Origin of the sequence: Collinsella aerofaciens, assembly GCF_015561195.1 — a bacterium.
GTDB lineage: Bacteria > Actinomycetota > Coriobacteriia > Coriobacteriales > Coriobacteriaceae > Collinsella > Collinsella aerofaciens_AC.
Genome location: NZ_JADMSU010000011.1, coordinates 16,484 through 36,146, shown reverse-complemented (window position 1 = coordinate 36,146; position 19,663 = coordinate 16,484). Strand labels below are relative to the sequence as shown.

At 59.1% G+C, this 19,663-nt stretch carries 13 protein-coding genes; 10 read left to right on the top strand and 3 right to left on the bottom strand.

All coding sequences use genetic code 11. The features are described 5' to 3' along the window. Positions 1-70: 70 nt before the first annotated feature. The 3 genes from I2H81_RS09140 to I2H81_RS09130 form a co-directional block, all read right to left on the bottom strand. Positions 71-1,342 carry an NAD(P)/FAD-dependent oxidoreductase gene (locus I2H81_RS09140; RefSeq protein WP_195645328.1) on the bottom strand — a complete coding sequence of 424 codons (1,272 nt, stop codon included), beginning with the start codon at positions 1,340-1,342 and terminating at the stop codon, positions 71-73. Then, positions 1,343-2,173, bottom strand: a complete 831-nt coding sequence (locus tag I2H81_RS09135) for an Mrp/NBP35 family ATP-binding protein (protein ID WP_022094864.1) — start codon at positions 2,171-2,173, stop codon at positions 1,343-1,345. It lies immediately after the preceding gene. A gap of 145 nt (positions 2,174-2,318) precedes the next feature. After that, positions 2,319-4,472 (bottom strand): LTA synthase family protein, encoded by a 2,154-nt coding sequence (locus I2H81_RS09130; protein ID WP_195645327.1) that lies wholly within the window; start codon positions 4,470-4,472, stop codon positions 2,319-2,321. Between the two features lie 193 nt (positions 4,473-4,665). Between I2H81_RS09130 and uvrA the strand changes: the two genes are divergently transcribed. The 10 genes from uvrA (at position 4,666) to I2H81_RS09080 (ending at position 19,653) form a co-directional block, all read left to right on the top strand. After that, entirely contained in the window at positions 4,666-7,545 is a 2,880-nt protein-coding gene (uvrA, locus tag I2H81_RS09125) for an excinuclease ABC subunit UvrA (protein ID WP_195645326.1), read from the top strand. A 132-nt stretch (positions 7,546-7,677) separates the two neighbouring features. After that, positions 7,678-8,178 carry a Cys-tRNA(Pro) deacylase gene (gene ybaK, locus I2H81_RS09120; RefSeq protein ID WP_195645325.1) on the top strand — a complete coding sequence of 167 codons (501 nt, stop codon included), beginning with the start codon at positions 7,678-7,680 and terminating at the stop codon, positions 8,176-8,178. Between the two features lie 105 nt (positions 8,179-8,283). Then, the gene (murJ, locus tag I2H81_RS09115) at positions 8,284-9,864 is read left to right on the top strand and encodes a murein biosynthesis integral membrane protein MurJ (RefSeq protein WP_195535925.1); all 1,581 of its coding nucleotides are present in this window, start codon (positions 8,284-8,286) and stop codon (positions 9,862-9,864) included. 6 nt (positions 9,865-9,870) lie between these two features. Further along, on the top strand, positions 9,871-11,811 hold the full coding sequence (gene uvrC / locus I2H81_RS09110; protein ID WP_324253207.1) for an excinuclease ABC subunit UvrC: 1,941 nt from the start codon (positions 9,871-9,873) through the stop codon (positions 11,809-11,811). Positions 11,812-12,176: 365 nt separating this feature from the next. After that, positions 12,177-13,790, top strand: a complete 1,614-nt coding sequence (locus I2H81_RS09105) for an ABC transporter substrate-binding protein (RefSeq protein ID WP_195645323.1) — start codon at positions 12,177-12,179, stop codon at positions 13,788-13,790. 157 nt (positions 13,791-13,947) lie between these two features. After that, complete coding sequence (locus tag I2H81_RS09100) at positions 13,948-14,904, top strand: ABC transporter permease (RefSeq protein WP_035138896.1); 957 nt, start codon at positions 13,948-13,950, stop codon at positions 14,902-14,904. 3 nt (positions 14,905-14,907) lie between these two features. Further along, positions 14,908-16,923, top strand: coding sequence for a dipeptide/oligopeptide/nickel ABC transporter permease/ATP-binding protein (locus tag I2H81_RS09095; protein ID WP_099431432.1), 2,016 nt, complete (start codon positions 14,908-14,910; stop codon positions 16,921-16,923). Next, positions 16,924-17,751, top strand: a complete 828-nt coding sequence (locus I2H81_RS09090; protein ID WP_089573612.1) for an ABC transporter ATP-binding protein — start codon at positions 16,924-16,926, stop codon at positions 17,749-17,751. Between the two features lie 80 nt (positions 17,752-17,831). Beyond that, a complete protein-coding gene (locus tag I2H81_RS09085; RefSeq protein ID WP_195645322.1) occupies positions 17,832-18,809 on the top strand; it encodes an acetylxylan esterase in 978 nt (325 codons plus the stop codon). Beyond that, complete coding sequence (locus tag I2H81_RS09080) at positions 18,802-19,653, top strand: acetylxylan esterase (RefSeq protein WP_195645321.1); 852 nt, start codon at positions 18,802-18,804, stop codon at positions 19,651-19,653. The genes I2H81_RS09085 and I2H81_RS09080 overlap by 8 nt, the downstream gene beginning before the upstream one ends. The last annotated feature ends 10 nt before the right edge of the window (positions 19,654-19,663 follow it).

The window sequence follows — 19,663 nt, the reverse complement described above, 5'->3', positions numbered from 1 at the left end:
TTAGAGGCAAGAAAGAGGCCGTCCGGTATTCCAGACGGCCCGAATGCGTTTTTGATTATAGACTGCGCGGCTACAGGCTGCTTGCAGCGCGAATGCCCGAGATCCAGGCCCACGCAAGGTTAAAGCCTCCGCAATCGGCGTCGATGTCGAGCGCTTCACCGCAAACGTAAAGCGGGGCGTCGACAACGCTGCGCGCGCGTAGGCTGGGTGTTGAGATACTCTCGACAGATACACCACCACGCGTGACCTGTGCTGAGCGCTCCTCGGCTGTTCCCTTGACGAGCAACTTAAAGTGCTTGAGGATCGAGACCAGGTGGATGACATCGTTGGAGCCTGGATGGCACTGCTCGAACGCTGTGCAGGCGACGCGGGAGAGTTGCGGGGCGAGCATGCCGTCGAGCCAACGGGGATCGCGGGGTGAAAAGTCACCGAACAGCTCAACGCGCCGGTTGAGCATATCGAGCAACTCGTCTTTGGAGAGGTCGGGGAAAACGTCGAGCAGGATCGTATCGCCGTGCTGGATACGACGAGAGAGGTTGAAGACAGCGACACCCGAGATACCGAAGGTTCGAAACAGCACTTCACCGTCTTCGTGCCAGAGCTCATTATGATTGCGGGCGAGCGTCAAGCGGGCACGGACGCGCAGGCCATCCAACGTCTTGAGTGCCGCCCGATCGCCAACGACCGTTGCCGATACGGGGCAGAGGATGGGGCGCAGCGAAGTGAGGGGGAGGCGAAACGTATCGGCGATACCGGTGGGGTTGCCGCCCGTAGCGATAATTACGGCATGTGCCTGCAGGGCCTCGTTCTTGCGAGAGACATCGGCGAGCGCTTTCCGAAGCGAGCGGAGCTCCGATTTTCGGTCATCGTGCTTTTTTGCCTTGAGCGCCCGCGCTGGACGGTCTATTTGGAGTGCCCAGCCTTCGGAAGCTTTGTGCGCCGAGGCAACGTTGGCTCCGCAGATTAAGGTGATACCTAGGCGGTCGCAAACGTTGAGAAGCGCGTCGCGCACCGATTCGGCGCGAAGGGAGCGCGGGTACAGCCGGCCTTCCTCGGAGGTTGTCATGATGCCCAGCGAGGAGAAGAACCCCATAAGCTCTTGTTCGGGCTGGGGGCCCATGACGGATTCAACGAATACGGAGTGGTTATACCGCTGAGGATCAATCGATTCGTTGGAGAGGTTGCAGCGGCCGTTACCGGTCGCAAGGAGCTTGAGGCCGCAGGCGACATCGCGCTCAACGATGCAGACGCTTTTGCCAGCGCGTGCGGCCGTAATGGCGGCGGCGAGGCCTGAAGCCCCGCCGCCGATTACCAAGACGTCATAGAGGGCGCTCGCGTTCACTTAGGCCTCGTCGGTCTCGTGCGGGGTAATAGCCTCGACGGCAGAGACTGCCTTGGGCAACATGCCATCGGGCAGCGCGGTCTCGACCTCGCCCTTATCGCAGGCCTCGGCGAGTGCCGGATTAATGGGAAGCTGACCCAAGATGTCGAGGTTATAGCGCTCTGCGACCTCGGGGAGCTTGCTCTTGCCAAAGACCTCGATCTTCTTGCCGCAGTCGGGGCACTCAATATAGCTCATGTTCTCGACAATGCCCAGAATGGGGACGTTCATCTTCTCGGCCATGTTGACCGCCTTGGCGACGATCATCGAGACCAGATCCTGCGGGCTCGTGACGATGACGATGCCGTCGACCGGCAGCGACTGGAAGACGGTGAGCGCGACGTCGCCTGTTCCCGGAGGCATGTCGACCAGCAGGTAGTCGATGGGGCCCCACGAGGTCTCGCTCCAGAACTGCCTAATGGCGCCTGCGATGACCGGGCCGCGCCAAAGGACGGGGTCGGTCTCGTTTTGGAGCAGCAGGTTGGAGCTCATGACCTTGACGCCGTGCTCGGAGATTTCGGGCAGCATAAGGTTGCCAAGGGCATGGACGTGGCGTCCACTCATACCGAACATCTTGGGGATAGAGGGACCGGTGATGTCGGCATCGAGGACGCCGACCTTGTGGCCGTGACGGGCAAGCTCGGTGGCGATGGCACCGGTGACAAATGACTTGCCGACACCGCCCTTGCCGGAAAGCACGGCGATGACGCGCTTGACCTCGGACAGCGTGTTCTCCTCAAATTGCGACGGCGACGTTTGTCCGCCGGCGGCCTGTGCGTGTTCGCAACCCATGTATGACTCCTTTGTATATGCTGGGGCCGGGGCCCCGCGATGTGACACGAGCGTCATTGTACCCTCGTTTGCGAGCGGGAGTCATTTGCGATGCGTTTGGGCCGAGCGTGCTTGCAATACGATGAGCCCAAGCGAATGGGCGGGCTTACTGAACTTTGCTGGCGAACTCGAGGTATTGCATGCGCTGCAGCTTGTCGATCGTCGAGGCGTAGGGGCTGTCCTCCGATTCCAAGTCGTAGCGCAGCCCGTCGGCACCGAGATAGCCGGCGACATTGATGGTGGGCACATCTGACCTTGTCGCAAGCAGGGCCTTTTGGTAATTGGTGAGCGGGGCGCCGATCTTATTAAGGGTAATGGCTGCAATCTCGTTTGCCCCGACGGTGTCGTAGACGTTGAGCTCGGTATTGCCGGCGATCTCATAGTTAGCCCAGACGAGATATGTCGACTGATAGATACGGAAAGCGTGGCTTGCCGTATCTTCCTGAGGGTACAGCTCGTCGTTGAGAGTCGTTGCGGCGCTCGGCTGATGGTCGCCAAAAAAGACAAGAACAACCGGTCTGCCGATATTGCGGAGCTCGTTGATAAAGTACTCGAGGTCCCGGTCGGATGCGTTGATGCAGGTGAGATAGGTGTTGAGCGCGCTGTTGGCACCCTCACTGGCTCCCTCGACCCAATAGTTTGTCAGCTCTTCGGCGGGAACGGTGCCATAGTCGTAGCCGCCGTGATTTTGCATCGTGACGTCAAAGATGAACTGCGGGGCTTCGTCGGTTCTAAGCAGGTCGAGTATCTTGTCGTAGGTGGCGTAGTCGCATACGCCGGCATGGTAATAGGGCGCACCTTCGAAATCGCCGATTGAAAGAAAGTCTCCAAAGCCCAGCTGCTGATAGATTTTATCTCGATGGTAGTTGACGGGGTTTTGCGGGTGCATAGCGGTAGCGGTATACCCAAGCTCTTTAAGGTCCTTTGCCAGGCTGTTGACGCCATTCATCTGATACAGCTGATAGGGGATTTTGCCTAATCCGACAAAGGCCGTTGTCGCTCCGGTCAAAAATTCGAATTCGGAGTTCGCCGTTCCGCCACCGGCGACCGAAGCGAGCATGGTGCCGCGAACAAGTGTGTCGGGAAGCGAGTTATAGAATGCGGGGCCGGTGTACCCGGCCGCCTGGAGCTGCTCAAAGCACGAAAGGTCGCTAAAACTCTCGTTCATGACGGCAACAATCGTCGGCTTGATTTCATTGAACTGGGCAACGGCCGCCGCGCGCTGTTCGCTCGAGCCATATGTGCTGTCGTAGACGGCGGCGAGCTCCTGCTCGATGCTCTGCGCCTCATCGGGCGTATAGTCTTCAGGCTTCTCAATGGGCAACTCGTTGACCATTTCGGTGAACGAAGTGATAAAACCCTGAGACACATACGTGGTGATGGGCTGCCAACGGTCAAATCCAAAATCCAGCGCCTGCTCCAAGTCGATGCTGGAGAAGCCTGAGAGCCCCACAACGGTCACTAGCAGAAAAGCACAGAGGTTAGCGGCGATAGCGGGGAAGACATGGGTGGGCGCACGGAGCTTTCGCGGTCGGATGAGCGAAAGAAGCCCCAGGGAAATCTCCAACAGGGCGAGAGAGGTTACGATTCCGGCGGTAAAGGTAAACTCGTATCCCTCGCTCACTTCCATTGCGGTGCCAAGGGCCAAGATATCGCTTGGCAGGATGGCTTCGCCTTTAAACGTTATGACGAAGTGCTCGGCAATGCCAAGGATGCAACAGACGACGGGCACGAGGGCCATGACGCCTCCATGACGCTGTCCCAACAAATAAAGGGAGAGCAGAACCGTCGCGAGCAACCCGACGGAAAACCCGAATGAGTTGGCGGGAATGCGATAGAACGTTTCGTTGCAGGCAATTTCGAGTGAAATGAACGAGAGCGCTGAAACAGCGGCGATGACAAGGATGTCACGGCAAATACAGGCAACCGTTCCCGTCGCAAGGTCGGTTTGGTCGATAAGCCCCGAAACCAAGGGCTCGACAAGAAGCATGACGGCGGCAGCACCGAGCGCCGAATAAGAAAGGACCCATAGGGAGCTGCCCTCATTTACGAGCAATTGATTCGTAACCCATGCAGCTACCGCGCCGAGTGGGATGAGGAGCGTCGCGCACCAAAAGACGCGGGCAATGGGTGGCTTTTCGTTGCGTTTGATTGAAAAATACACGCGCACGACGACGGCGGCCACGATAAGGACGGCGATGAATATGAGCAGATTGGCCATGTCGCTCGAAGTGATTTCAAGGGGGATATCTTCGGTCATGGACGTTCCTCTGGTACAGCAAATTAAGTTCAGTATTAGATTACTGTAACCTTTCCACGGCATTTCGAGAAACAAAGCGCCCGATACGCAAAGCTAAAGGTCTGCGAATCTTGTATTACGAACATCTGTGCGCGTCGAGTGCGCTAAACTCATCGGCAGTATGATTCGATGCAATAGGAGGCAAGGAGCTTCCATGTCTGATTCTTCTATCGTTATTCGCGGCGCTCGTGAGCATAACCTCCGGGATATCGATGTTTCCATTCCGCGTGACCAACTCGTGGTCATTACCGGTCTTTCTGGCTCGGGCAAGAGTTCGCTGGCATTCGACACTATCTATGCCGAGGGCCAGCGTCGATACGTCGAGAGCCTTTCGAGTTATGCGCGCCAGTTCTTGGGCCAGATGGACAAACCCGACTTGGATTCAATCGACGGCCTTTCGCCGGCTGTCTCAATTGATCAAAAGACGACATCCAAGAACCCGCGCTCGACGGTGGGCACCGTAACCGAGATTTATGACTACCTGCGACTGCTGTTTGCTCGCGTCGGTACGCCGCACTGCCCCGAGTGCGGTCGGGTTATCGAGCGCCAAACCACCGACCAGGTCGCCGATAAGGTCCTGGCGGCGGGAGAGGGTCGTCGTGCGTTTGTGCTGGCACCGGTGGTACGCGGGCGAAAAGGCGAGTACACCAAACTGTTTGAGGACCTTCGCGCCGAGGGCTTTAGCCGCGTGCGTGTCGACGGCGAGGTTCGCTCGCTTGATGACCCTATCGATTTGGATAAGAAATTCAAGCACGATATCGAGGTCGTGGTCGACCGCATCGTGATTCGCGAGAACTCGCTGGGCCGTATTGCCGAGTCCGTTGAACAGGCGACTGCGCTGGCTCATGGCAATGTAAACGTGTACATGCTGCCCGATCGTGATGCTCCCGAGGGGACCGAGGGCGAGCTGCTGGAGTATTCGCTGGCGTTAGCGTGCCCGGAGCATGGACACTCCATCGATGACCTGCAGCCGCGTGATTTCTCGTTCAACGCGCCCTATGGCGCGTGCCCCGAGTGCGATGGCCTGGGCTTTAAGAAGACGGTCGATGCCGAGGCCCTAATCGAAGACCCTTCGAAGTCGATCGCCGACGGGGTCTTTGGCAGCCTGTTTGGCAACTCTAACTACTATCCGCAGATTTTCGCTGCGGTCTGCAAACACTTTAAGGTGAGCGTCGATACGCCGTGGGAGGATCTGCCTCCGCGGGTGCGTCGCGCGTTTTTAGACGGCATGGGCGACCAGAAGATTTCGGTCGACTATCAAAAGCTCGATGGGCGCCGCAGCCAGTGGGACACCAAGTTCTCGGGCGTGCGCAATATCCTGTACGAGCGCTATACCGAGACGACGAATGAGAACACCAAGGCGCGCTTGGAGAAGTACATCCGCGAGGAGCCGTGCTCGAGCTGCCACGGCGCTCGTTTGCGCCCCGAGATGCTCGCCGTCACCGTGGGCGGCAAGTCCATTTACGAGGTTTGTTGTCTGTCGTGCCGCGAGTCGCTCGAGTTTTTTGAGGGCTTGGAGCTTACCGAGCGCCAACAATTTATCGGCGGGCGCATCGTCAAGGAAATCCTGGAGCGCCTGCGCTTTCTGGTCGATGTCGGACTCGACTATCTGACCCTCGACCGTGCCTCGGCAACGCTTTCCGGAGGCGAGGCCCAGCGCATTCGCCTGGCAACGCAGATCGGCGCCGGCCTCATGGGTGTCCTGTACATTTTGGACGAGCCATCGATCGGCCTCCATCAGCGCGATAACGAGCGCCTGATCAAGACGCTTGAGCGCCTACGCGATATCGGCAATACCGTTATCGTCGTCGAACACGACGAGGATACGATTCGTGCTGCCGACTATGTGATCGACATGGGCCCCGGCGCGGGCGTGAACGGCGGACACGTGGTCGCCGCGGGAACGCCTGCCGATATCATGGCGTGCCCTGATTCGATGACGGGCGCCTACCTGACCGGCAAGCGAATGATTCGGGTTCCCGATGAACGCCGCAAGCCCGGTCGCGGCTGCCTTAAGATCACGGGCGCCCGCGCCAACAACCTCAAAAACGTTACTGCCAAGATCGAGTTTGGTACGCTTACGGTTGTTACCGGCGTGTCGGGATCGGGCAAGAGCTCCCTGGTTACCGACACCATCGCACCTGCCCTTACGAATGCCATTCACCGTTCGACGCGTCCTGTGGGCCCGTACAAAAAGCTTGAGGGCATCGAGTGTATCGATAAGGTTATCGATATCGACCAGTCGCCGATTGGCCGCACGCCGCGTTCCAACCCTGCTACGTACATTGGCCTTTGGGATGATCTTCGCGCGCTGTTTGCGAGTACGCCGGAGTCGAAGGCGCGCGGCTACTCGCCGGGACGTTTCTCCTTTAACGTGAGCGGCGGTCGCTGCGAAGCATGCAAGGGCGACGGACAAATTAAGATCGAGATGCACTTCCTTCCCGATATCTATGTCCCCTGTGAGGTCTGCGGCGGCAAACGCTATAACCGCGAGACGCTTGAGGTCACCTACCGTGGTAAGACCATCTCTGACGTGCTCGACATGAGCGTCACCGAGGCGCTGGCCTTCTTTGGGAATATCCCGCAGATTAAGCGCAAGCTCCAGACGCTGTACGATGTAGGCTTGGGCTACGTGAGCCTGGGCCAGCCCGCCACGACGCTCTCGGGCGGCGAGGCGCAGCGTGTGAAGCTCGCCAAGGAGCTTCATCGACGCCAGACGGGCAAGACGTTCTATATTTTGGACGAGCCGACGACCGGCCTTCATTTTGAGGACGTCCGCCAACTGCTCGATGTGCTGCAGCGCTTGGTCGATGCGGGCAACACGGTACTGGTGATTGAACACAACCTTGATGTCATCAAGGTTGCCGACCGCCTGATTGATATGGGCCCCGAGGGCGGTAACGGCGGCGGAACCGTCGTGGTTTCGGGCACACCGGAGCAGGTTGCGGACTGTCCGCAGAGTTATACGGGCAAGTTTTTGGCGCCGTTGCTCAGGCGTGACCGGGAGCGTCAGGCTCAACTTGATACTCAATAAATAGGCGATTCAGTTTATGGGCGCCATCGACTCCTTGTGATTCGATGGCGCTTGCTGTGTCGAAGTGACGTATGCAGCCGAATTGGACATATACTTAATCCTTGCGTCCGAATGCGAGGGAAAGGATATGCCATGGCAAAGGCTGTAAAGACGCCAAAAACCAATGCGATGCGCGAGCTGGAAAGCGCTGGCATTTCCTATGTTCTACATACGTACGAAGACGATGGTGATGAGTCGGCGGGCCTGGGGGTCGCGATTTCGGAGCAGCTTGGCGAGGAGCCCGGTCAAGGATTTAAGACCTTGGTCTGCGTGACGCCGTCCAACGACCACGTCGTGTGCTGCATCCCTGTTGCCGACGAGCTCGATCTAAAGTCCGCCGCGCGTGCCGCGGGGGAGAAGTCCTTGGCCATGATGCATGTGAAGGACTTGCTCGCGACGACTGGCTACGTTCGCGGCGGCTGCAGTCCGGTCGGTATGAAAAAACGCTACCGGACGCTCATTGATGAGACATGTGTCCTTTGGGATACCATTTTTATTTCGGGAGGCAAGCGTGGTTATCAGCTCGAGCTTGCACCTGATGATTTAATTGCATTTTGCGGGGCGACAGTTGCCGCGATTACGAGAGAGGACTGAGCGATGCCGCAGGAAGAATTGAAGCGCGGAGCTCATTTTGCAGAAGAATCTGCGCCTCAGACACCCTCATCCGAAGCTTCTTCGTCGCGAGATGACACTGACGACATGGGCTCGTCGGACTACTCCACGGTTGGTCGTTCCGCCGGGCTTATGACCATCCTGACCATCGTGTCTCGCGTCACCGGTTTTATCCGCACGTGGGCAATGGCGGCCGCTATCGGCATGTCGCTGCTCTCGTCTTCCTATCAGGTCGCCAACAACCTGCCCAATATGCTCTACGAACTCGTGATGGGCGGCATGCTCGTGACGGCGTTTTTGCCCGTGTACATGGGCGTGAGGCGTGAGCAGGGTCGCGAGGCCTCTAACGAGTACGTGGGCAACCTGCTCGGTATTCTGCTATTGGTGCTGGGTGGCATTTCGTTGCTGGGGACCGTGTTCGCCCCGGGCTTTATCTGGACGCAATCGTTCCTTTCGGGTGACGGCGGCAGCATGGATACCGCTGCGTTCATGTTCCGTTTCTTTGCCATCCAGATTCTGTTTTATGGTTTGGGCTCGGTGTTTTCGGGCGTCCTCAATGCACACCGCGACTACTTCTGGTCGACGTTTGCCCCGGTCCTCAACAATGTGATCGTCATTGCGAGCTTTATGGGCTTTGCGCCCGTGTCCGCACAGTTTGGCGAACGTGCCGGCATCATCTTGATTGCGGCCGGTACGACCCTCGGTGTCTTTGTTCAGATGGCATGTCAGATCCCCGCGCTTGGCAAGCACGGCGTGCATCCCCATATCCATATCGACTTTAAGGACCCCGCACTGCGCCAGACGATTGCGCTCGGTATCCCGACGCTGCTCGCCACGGTGTGCATGTTTGTCTCGACTTCTATCACCAACGCTGCTGCGCTGGTGGTCCAGCCCGAGACTGGTCCTTCCGTCATCGCCTATGCGCGCCTGTGGTACACGCTGCCCTACGCGCTGATTGCCGCCTCGCTTTCGACGGCGCTCTATACCGAGCTCTCTCACGACGCACAGGAGAAGGATTACGACAGCGTCCGCACGGGCATTTCGCGTGGCGTCGCCCAGATGCTGTTCTTCCTGATTCCATTCGCGCTGTACCTGATTGTCTTCGCGCGTCCGCTCAACATGATCTACTGCGCTGGCAAGTTCGATGAGTCCGGTGTGGCGCTGGTGTCGGAGTTCCTTATCTATCTGGCACTTTCCCTGCCGCTCTACGGCGTGGTCGTGCTGATGCAGAAGAGCTTCTCTGCCTTGCTCGACATGAAGCCCTATAGCCGCTATTGTCTGTATTCCGCCATCGGCCAGGCCGGCTCGGTTCTGCTGTTTGGCGTTGTGCTGGGCTTCGGTATGCCGGCAATCGCGCTTTCGTATGTCGTCGACTACGTGATCTTGGTCGGTTGCTCGCTGTGGTGGCTGCGTCGTCGCCTGCGTGGTCTTCAGGTTAAATCTATCCTGCATGGCGGTTTCTTTGGCCTTTTGCTCGGTGGCCTGGGTGCTGCCGCAGGCGCCGGCGTCATGCGGGCGCTTGAGCACTTTGTCGGGGCACTTGGCGGCTCGATTCTGATTACTCTTGGCTACGTTTGCGTTGCGGGTGTCGTCTCGCTTGCTGTTACCTTTGGCCTTGCCGTCGTCCTTAAGATGCCCGAGGTCTCGGCGCTGATTCGTCGCAAGTAGGTGCGCGTGGCCGGTCACGACAACATTCCAACGCTTGCCGAGCAGGTTTCGCGCGTTCCCACGCAGCCCGGCTGCTACCTTTGGAAAGACGCCAAGGGCGATGTCATCTACGTGGGCAAGGCGAAAAACCTGCGCGCCCGTATGCGTCAGTACGTGACGCTGCAGGACGAGCGCCAGAAGATCCCACTGATGATGCAGCTGGTGGCGAGCTTCGACTATATCGTGGTGGAGACCGAGCACGAGGCGTTGGTGCTCGAGCGCAATTTGATTGGTCAGTACCATCCGTACTTTAACGTCGACCTCAAGGATGACAAGAGCTACCCCTTTATCGCCATTACAAAGGGCGACCTGTATCCCGCTATCAAATACACGCGTGAGCGTCATAAACCGGGAACGCGCTATTTTGGACCTTATACCGATAGCCGCGCGGCACGTGAGACGATAGATACGCTGCGCAAGGTTATCCCCATCTGCTCCGCATCCTGTGCGGAGTGGCGTCGTTGTCGCCGTATCGTCGAGTCCCACAAGGGCGAGGAAGACATCGTCAATATGATTTGCGCGCAAAACGGGCGCCCCTGCTTCGACTATCATGTCGGGCGCGGCCCGGGTGCGTGTGTCGGCGCGATTTCCCCGGCAGACTATGCCAAGAACGTCAAGCGTGTCGAACGTTTTTTGTCGGGCCATCGCAAGGACGTCGTCGACGAGCTGACATCCGAGATGACGGAGGCCGCCGAGGCGCTCGATTTTGAGCGCGCCGCCCGCGTCAAACGTCGTTTGGAGGTCATCAGGGGTCTGGACGATCGTCAGCAAGTCGTTTTTCCCTCCAGTGTCGATATCGATGTCATCGGTTTCTATCGCGAGGAGACCATCTCCGCCGCTTGCGTCTTCGTCGTTCGCGAGGGTCGAACAGTTCGCACCTGCGAGCTCATTCTCGACAAGGGTCTTGATGTTGACGAGGAAGAGCTCCAGTCGGGCTTTCTTAAGCGCTATTACGACGAGACGGCTGATATTCCAGCTGAGGTCAACCTTTCCGTCGAGCTTGAGGATGCGGAGGCGCTGGGGGAGTGGCTTGCGGGCAAGCGTGAGCGTTCCTGTCATCTCCATAGGCCGCAGCGTGGCGAAAAGCACCGTCTGCTCGATATGGCATCCAAAAATGCGCGCCATGCCCTCATGCGCTACATGATGCGAACGGGGTACGCTGACGACCGCACCAATCAAGCGCTCCTGGAGCTCGAAAGTGCGTTGGCGCTGCCATCGCCGCCGTTGCGTATCGAGTGCTTCGATATCTCGACGCTGCATGGCACCTTTACGGTCGCCTCGATGGTGGTGTTTACCAACGGGCGCGCCGACAAGAGCCAGTATCGTCGTTTTAAAATCCAGGCCGAATTGGACGAGGCAAACGACTTCGTGTCGATGTCCGAGGTTTTGGGACGACGCTATGCTCCCGAGCGCATGGCCGACGAGCGCTTTGGCTCGCGCCCCGATTTGCTCGTTGTCGATGGCGGTAAGCCGCAATTGACCGCTGCGATCAAGCAACTTGAGGCTCTTGGGCTCGATATACCAGTTTGTGGCTTGGCAAAGGCCGATGAGGAGGTTTTCGTGCCTTGGGACGAGACTCCCGTCGTGCTGCCGACCGGGTCCGCGTCGCTCTATCTAATTAAACAGGTGCGCGATGAATCGCACCGTTTTGCTATCACGTTCCATCGCGAATTGCGCGATAAAGCCATGACGGTATCGGTACTCGATGACGTTCCAGGCGTGGGACCCACCAGAAAACGTGCCCTTATGCGCCATTTTGGCTCGATGAAGCGTTTGCGCGCGGCGAGCGAGCAAGAGATCGCGGAAGTTCGAGGCGTTCCTGCCGATGTCGCCAAAGCGGTTCACGAGGCGCTCGTTGCATGGAATGCCGAGCGCGCCGAGGCGGCGGCAAAGCAATCCGAAAACTAAACACGCCTCTAAACAACTGATATACATGATTGCGTGATTTTCAATCATGTATTTCACGGCGATTACCAGCCGATTTCGGGTTTTATTAACGCTAAAACGTTTGACTAGCCATGATGAACAACCCTGCTATCCTGCGGGTTGACGAAGACTGATATCTCACCTCGTCGATACATACTGTCTGGCGAATCGTTTGTCAATGAATTCGGTGAACGGTAGTAAATACCGTTCAAGCGTATGTATGTATCGGTCGCCGAGCGCGGCACCTCAGTTGGGCTCGTCGGTAGGTAAGGTATATATCGTCCGCAAGTTGCGCGGGGGCACGTCTAGGTGCTCCCGGGTAAGATTCTCTATTGATAGGAGAAGACATGGCCATCATCAACAAGGGTATGTCCAGGCGTTCGTTCCTCGGCCTCACCGGCAGCGTCGCTGCTGTCGCAGGGCTTGGTCTCACCGGCTGCGGTGGCAGCTCCAGCGACGAGGGTTCCGCTTCCGGTTCCACCGATTCCGCCAACCGTGGCGGCGGCGTGATCACCGCTGGTTCCGCTTACGCTCCGTCCAGCTTCGATCCCGCCAGCACCGGCTCCGCTGTGGGCCTGGGTGCTAACTGGCACGTCGTCGAGGGCCTCTACGGCATCGATTACCACGACTACAGCACCTTCAACGAGCTCGCCACCGACGATCCCAAGTCTGTGGACGACACCACTTTCGAGGTCACCATCCGCAAGGGCGCCAAGTTCTCCGATGGCACCGAGGTCACCGCTGACGATGTCGTTGCCTCCTACACCGCTTGCGCCGCTTCCGCTACCTATGCTCCGTTCTTCCAGCCCTTCGAGTCCATCGAGGCCAAGGACGCCAGCACCGTGACGGTCAAGACCAAGGTCCCCAACTTCTCCCTGCTCAAGGATCGTCTGGCCATCATCCGCGTTACCCCGGCCACCCAGACCGAGGAGGATCGCGCCAAGCAGCCGATCGGCTCCGGCCCCTGGATGTACGACTCTATCTCCGATACCGAGATCACCCTGGTTCCCAACCCCGAGTACAACGGCGAGTATGCTGCCGAGGATAAGAAGATCCAGTACAGCATCCTGACCGACCCGACCGCTCGCGTTACCGCTCAGCAGGAGGGCTCCACGCTCGTTATGGAGCTCGTTACCGCTGACGCCGTCGACCAGCTCGAGAGCGCCGGCTGCAAGATCGATAACGTTCAGGGTTTCGGCACCCGCTTCATCATGTTCAACGTCGCCAAGGAGCCTTGGAACAACGTCAAGGTCCGTCAGGCTGTCATGTATGCGCTCGACACCGAGAAGATGGTCAGCAACACCTTCGCCGGCCTTGCCACCGCTGCCAGCTGCTACCTGCCCAAGAGCTTCACCAACTATCATGAGGCTTCCACGGTGTACAAGACCGACGCCAAGAAGGCTAAGAAGCTCATCGAGGAGTCTGGCATCACCCCGGGTGCCATCACCCTGCGCACCACCGACAACGAGCAGATTAAGGGCATGGCCGCCCAGGTCAAGAACGACCTCGACGCTCTCGGCTTCGATGTGACCATCCAGACCGATACCTCGCCGGCCACCTACGCTGCCATCGACGGCGGCGAGGCCTACGATATCCTCCTTGCCCCTGGCGATCCTTCCTGCTTCGGCGCCGACCCCGACCTGCTGCTCAACTGGTGGTACGGCGACAACGTCTGGATGCAGACCCGTTGCCCGTGGAAGGAGTCCGCTGAGTGGCAGAAGCTCCACGGTCTCATGGACGAGGCTCTTGCCGCCGAGGGCGACGAGCAGCAGAAGAAGTGGAACGAGTGCTTCGACATCATTGCCGACAACGCCGTTCTGTACCCCGTTGTCCACGTCAAGACCGTCTCCGCTTCCTGGGACGATCCGTCCACTGCGCCCAACGGCGAGGCCCTCGATGGCTTCAAGGGCATCGGCACGACGAGCATGTCCTTCAGGGGCGTTGCGACCGTCAAGGCGTAAGACTCGCTTGAGTCTGTATGCAGGATGTCGGTCGTTGGGACCGTATCCTCATAGTTGAAACAAAGACCCGGGCGGCAACGATGTCGCTCGGGTCTTGTAATGAGTATCCGTACTCATATACCAGTTGGTCCTACCGACAAAAGAAAGGGGAGAGAACGTGAACAACTTGCTACGTTTGATTGGAAGGCGTCTTGTGGCGCTGCCGATCATGGCATTGGGCGTCACCGTCCTGGTGTTCTTCCTTATGTCGTTCTCCAAGACCGACCCCGCCTACACGGCGTTGGGTGACGGTGCCTCGCCCGAGGCGGTTGCCGAGTACCATGAGAAGTATGGTCTGGACGACCCCTGGCCCGTGCGCTACGTGCGCTATATGGGCGATTTGATCCATGGCGACATGGGCACCTATGGTGCTGCTCGCAACTCCGTTGCCAAGCGCATCTCCACGGCCCTGCCCGTCACGATGCAGCTGACCTTCATCGGTCTTGCCATCGGTGCGGTCGTTTCGTTTTTGCTCGGCGTCATCGCGGCACTGTATCGCGACAAATGGCCGGACCAAGTGATCCGCGTCTTTTCCATCGCCGGCTTGGCAACCCCGTCGTTCTGGCTTGCCGTTCTGTTGATCCTGCTGTTCTCTTCCTACCTTAAGGTGCTCCCGGCATCGGGTGCTCTGCCTCACTTCACCACGAATCCGGTTGGCTATCTGGGACGTATGATCATGCCCGCAATCGCCTTGGCATTTCCGCTGACGGGCCAGATGACTCGTATCGTGCGTACCGCCATGGTCGAGGAGCTCGACAAGGATTATGTCCGTATGGCTCGCGGCGCCGGCGTTCCCGAGAAGGTCGTCGTCGGCATCAACGTTCTTCGCAATGCGCTGATCACCCCGGTCACCACCCTCGGTCTTAAGATCGGCTACCTCATGGGCGGCGCCGTCGTCATCGAGGTTATCTTCAACCTCCCCGGCATGGGCACCGCGATTCTGCAGGGCGTTCAGGGCAACGAGGCGAACCTGGTTCAGGGCGTCGTTATCGTCGTTGCTCTTGCCTTCATCATCATCAACATCGTGGTTGACATGCTCTACCTGCTCATCAACCCGCGCATCAGGACGGTGTAGATTATGGTAAAGATTCGAGAGAAGCAAACCGAGCAGCTCGAGAAGGCTGCCTCCAAGGGGCTCAAGCTCGGTGGCTGGAAGAAGATGACGCTGTCTTCTAAGATTGCCGCCGTCGTGCTGGTACTGGTCGCCCTGACTGCGATTCTGGCGCCCCTTCTTGCCCCCTATAGCCCGGTCGAGATCTTTACGGCTCGCCAGGCTCCCGGTAACGGATTTATCTTCGGTACCGACGATAAGGGTCGCGACATTCTGTCGCGTATGCTCTACGGTGGTCGTTACTCGCTGATTATCGGCTTTGGCGCCACTGCCATGGCTCTGGTCTGCGGCTCGGTCGTGGGCGCCCTTGCAGCGGTTTCGCGCAAGGCCGTTTCCGAGACGATCATGCGTATCTTGGACATCATCATGTCCATCCCGGGCATCGCCCTCGCGGCCGTCTTCGTCTCCATCCTGGGCAACTCCGTGCCGTCGATCATCTTCGCCATCGGCTTTATGTACACTCCGCAGATTGCTCGTATCGTGCGCGCCAACATCGTGTCCGAGTACGGCGAGGACTATGTCCGCGCGGTCATCGTTTCCGGCGCCAAGGCTCCGTGGATTTTGATCAAGCATGTTCTGCGTAACTGCATCGCCCCGATCATGGTCTTCACCGTTACCCTGGTCGCCGACGCCATCATCTTCGAGGCCTCGCTGACCTTCATCGGCGCTGGTATCCAGGAGCCCACCGCTACCTGGGGCAACATCCTGGCCGACGCCCGCGGCGGCGTGCTCGCCGGCCGTTGGTGGCAGGCGCTGTTCCCGGGCCTGGCCATCATGATCACCTGCCTGGCGCTCAACATCCTCTCCGAGGGCATTACCGACGCCATGGCCGCTGCTCCCTCCGCCGCCCTGGATCCGACCGATTCCTCCAAGCGCCGCGAGGCCGACCTGCTGGTCTCCGATCCCGTTCGCGCCTACAAGGAGCAGGCCCAGTCCCTCTCCGCTCGCCTTGGCGCCCTGCGCGATGTCGAGCTCAAGCGTGACGATCGCCATGTGCCCGACGAGTCTGTCGAACCGATCCTTTCGGTCCGCGATTTCTGCATCCAGTTTGAGCACCACGGCGATATCAACGTCGTCGACCATGTCAACTTTGACGTCCGTCCTGGCCAGACTATGGGCCTGGTGGGCGAGTCCGGTTGCGGTAAGTCCATCACCACGCTGGCCATCATGGGCTTGACCGATGAGGACGAGCACCTTTCCGGCGAGGTTCTCTGGGAGGGCCGTGACTTGCTCAAGATGAGCAAGAAGGAGTGGTTCGGCCTGCGCGGTACCGATATCGCTATGGTCTATCAGGACGCCCTGTCCTCGCTCAACCCCTCCATGCTCATCTCTGCCCAGATGAAGCAGCTCACCAAGCGCGGCGGCACCCGCAGCGCCGAGGAACTCCTGGAGCTCGTGGGCCTCGACCCCAAGCGTACGCTCGAGAGCTACCCGCATGAGCTTTCCGGTGGCCAGCGTCAGCGTGTTCTGATCGCTATGGCCCTTACCCGCGACCCCAAGCTGGTCATCTGCGACGAGCCCACGACCGCTCTGGACGTTACCGTCCAGAAGCAGGTCATCAAGCTGCTCAACGACCTTCAGGCCAAACTCGGCTTTGCCATGATCTTCGTCTCGCATGACTTGGCGCTGGTCGCCGAGGTCGCCCATAACATCACGGTTATGTACGCCGGTCAGGTTATCGAGCAGGCGCCCACCAAGGAGCTGCTCACTAACCCGATCCACGAGTACACCCGCGGTCTTCTGGGCTCCGTTCTGTCCATCGAGAGCGGTTCGGGCCGTCTGCACCAGGTGCCCGGCGCCGTTCCGAGCCCGCGCGATTTCCCCAAGGGCGATCGCTTCGCGCCCCGCTCGAGCCATCCGCGCATTGGCCTGGACACCCGTCCGGTCTTCAAGCGCGTGCCCGGCACCGAGCACTTCTATTCCGAGCTCCCCGACGAGGTGCTCAAGGCAAATGGTTTGACCCCTCACGCGGAGGTGATGTAGATGAGCGAGACCGCAGTCAACGGCGTCGAGCCGATCATCTTCCTTGATGACGTCCACGTCACCTTTAGGACCCGTACCGGCTCGATTCTGCACCCCAACCTGGTTCACGCCGTCCAGGGTGTAACGATTAGGCTCATGCCCGGTCAGACGATCGGCATCGTCGGCGAGTCCGGTTGCGGTAAGTCCACCACCGCCAACGTCATGTGCGGCCTGCAGGCCCCCACGAGCGGCAAGGTCTACTTTAAGGGCAAGGACGTAACCAAGCGTACCGCCGAGGACCGTCGCCACATGGGTCGCGTCATCTCGGTCGTGTTCCAGAACCCGGCCACGGCGCTCAACCCCCGAATGGTCGTTCGCGAGCAACTGCTCGACCCCATGCGCGTCCACAACCTGGGTACCGAGGCCGAGCAGGAGAAGCGCGTCAAGGAGCTCTTGGAGCTCACCGGTCTGCCCAGCTCCGCCGCCGAGGTTCTTCCCGGCCAGCTTTCGGGCGGCCAGCGCCAGCGCGTCGCAATTGCCCGTGCCCTGTCGCTGAACCCCGATGCCATCATCGCCGACGAGCCCACCTCGGCTCTGGACGTTTCGGTCCGCGCGCAGATTCTGAACCTGCTGACCGACCTTAAGAAGGAGCTCGGCCTGGCCATGGTGTTCATCAGCCATGACATCCAGACGGTCCGCTATATCTCTGACGACATCATCGTTATGAATGGCGGCAAGATCGTCGAGCAGGGCGAGGCCAAGCAGGTCTTCCAGCACCCCCAGGACCCCTACACCAAGATGCTGCTCGGCGCTGCGCCGTCGCTGCTGCATCCCAAGCTCGGCGAGTAGTCTCGCTTTCCCTCCCGTGCGCCCGGTTCCCTTGCCGGGCGCACCTCCGTTGCGATTTCGAAAGGTTGGGTTCACGAGCCATGCCAAGTGCTCAGGAGCTGCAACAGCAATTTGGTGGGTATCGGGGCGCCATGTCCCGTCCATCCGATTTCGATCTCTTTTGGAATGACCGCATGGCCGAGGCCGATGCCGTCGAGCTCGACTATGCGATCGAGGCGGCATCGGTCACCGATGCCGTGACCTGCCAGCTTTTCGACCTCTGGTATACCGGCATGTGTGGCGCTCGCCTGCATGCCAAGTACCTTAAACCCGTCTCGGACGAGCCCGTGCCATTGGTACTTCAGTTCCATGGGTATCCGGGTGCAAGCCGCAGCTGGTTTGAGCAGGCGTCGTTTGCGGGCATGGGCATGGCACTCATCGCCCTCGACTGCCCCGGTCAAGGAGGTCCCTCCGAGGACATTGGTGGATTTGAGGGCACAACGGTCGCGGGCCATATCGTCGCCGGTATCGACGGCGACCCGGCCAACCTCTACTATGTCCGCTTGCACCAAGATATTCGCATCCTGTGTCGCATCGTTCGCGAGCTCGAGGGCATCAATCTTGCCCGTGTGTTTGTGAACGGCGCGTCGCAGGGCGGCGGTTTGGGCATTGCGACCTGTGCACTTAACAGCGAGCTTATCAATCGCGCCGCCATCCTCTATCCCTTCCTGTCGGATTTCCGCCTGGTCTGGGATTTGGATGCCGACGACATTGCCTACGAGGGCCTGCGCTATTGGTCTCGCTGGTTTGACGAGGACTCGACTCGTATCGACGAAGCCTATGCCAAGCTTGCGTACTTCGATTCCAAGAACTTTGCCCCTATGGTCAAATGCCCCGTGCTGTTTGGCACCGGCACAGCCGATACCGTCTGTCCGCCAGCGACGCAGTTTGCGGTCTATAACAACCTGACCTGTGAAAAGCGTCATGAGTTCTTTGAAGGCTTTGGCCACGAGGAGATTCAGGATTTTGACGATCTGATCATTCCGTTTTTCTGCAAGGGAGGGGAGGCTCATGTCTAAGTGCGAGAGCAATGTCAATGAGCTGATTGTCTCCGACCTTGTGGGGATTCCCGGAACGGTCTCGTCAAGGCTCGCTGATTTCCGGGATTGGCGCGGTGATGCTTCTGCGGATGTTTCCGAATTAGAGATAGCCGCTTCGGACCTTGAGGTTTGCGGGCCGAGTATTACGGCGATCGATTTCGCCAATCCGTATGCCCGCTACTCCGAGGTTTCCTTTGAGCTTGGTGGCGATGTGGTCCACGCACGTTTGATCGAGCCTGCCGGTCGCGCCCGAGCATCCGAGCTCGTGCCGCTATGTCTGATGTTTCACGACATCGACCGACCCGTGCGGGGATGGCATCACATGACGAGGTTTGCGGCCATGGGATATGCCGTGCTTGCGCTGGACGATGAGGCGATTGGACCCAGCGATCTGCGGCAGGGGATTACCTCGCCTGCTTTTGTCAGGCGCGTCCGTTGGGGCTGCGCGTTGGCGGAGGTCGCGCGCAATCTTGATGGCATGGACCCCGACCGCATCTTTGCATGGGGCGAGGGTCTTGGCGGCGGAGTCGCGCTCGCGGTTTCCGCTCTGGACGAGCGGGGCCTCGCCTGTACGGCGGTTGCCAATCCGCTTCCTGGCGGCCTCGAGGTGCTGTCGTCTCGGGTGCGCGGATCGGTGCTCATGGGCACATCGCTTATGGATACCGTGAGCGATCCCAAGGATCAGTTTGCCGTATTCAACGGTCTTGAGTGTGACCGGAGGCATATCATCTATGCAAAATACGCTCACGAGCGCATCAATGCGTTCGAAAACGAAGTCGTCGACTTCTTTAACCAAACGTTCTACTCGTGTTCTTTGGCCTAGACGGCCTGGA

What these genes read in the sequence shown, in the direction of transcription:
- I2H81_RS09090 (WP_089573612.1), top strand. Translation starts at nt 16,924, where the DNA reads ATGAGCGAGACCGCAGTCAACGGCGTCGAGCCGATCATCTTCCTTGAT.
- murJ (WP_195535925.1), top strand. Translation starts at nt 8,284, where the DNA reads ATGGGCTCGTCGGACTACTCCACGGTTGGTCGTTCCGCCGGGCTTATG.
- I2H81_RS09130 (WP_195645327.1), bottom strand. Translation starts at nt 4,472, where the DNA reads ATGACCGAAGATATCCCCCTTGAAATCACTTCGAGCGACATGGCCAAT.
- I2H81_RS09135 (WP_022094864.1), bottom strand. Translation starts at nt 2,173, where the DNA reads ATGGGTTGCGAACACGCACAGGCCGCCGGCGGACAAACGTCGCCGTCG.
- I2H81_RS09085 (WP_195645322.1), top strand. Translation starts at nt 17,832, where the DNA reads ATGCCAAGTGCTCAGGAGCTGCAACAGCAATTTGGTGGGTATCGGGGC.
- uvrA (WP_195645326.1), top strand. Translation starts at nt 4,666, where the DNA reads ATGTCTGATTCTTCTATCGTTATTCGCGGCGCTCGTGAGCATAACCTC.
- I2H81_RS09095 (WP_099431432.1), top strand. Translation starts at nt 14,908, where the DNA reads ATGGTAAAGATTCGAGAGAAGCAAACCGAGCAGCTCGAGAAGGCTGCC.
- I2H81_RS09080 (WP_195645321.1), top strand. Translation starts at nt 18,802, where the DNA reads ATGTCTAAGTGCGAGAGCAATGTCAATGAGCTGATTGTCTCCGACCTT.
- ybaK (WP_195645325.1), top strand. Translation starts at nt 7,678, where the DNA reads ATGGCAAAGGCTGTAAAGACGCCAAAAACCAATGCGATGCGCGAGCTG.
- I2H81_RS09105 (WP_195645323.1), top strand. Translation starts at nt 12,177, where the DNA reads ATGGCCATCATCAACAAGGGTATGTCCAGGCGTTCGTTCCTCGGCCTC.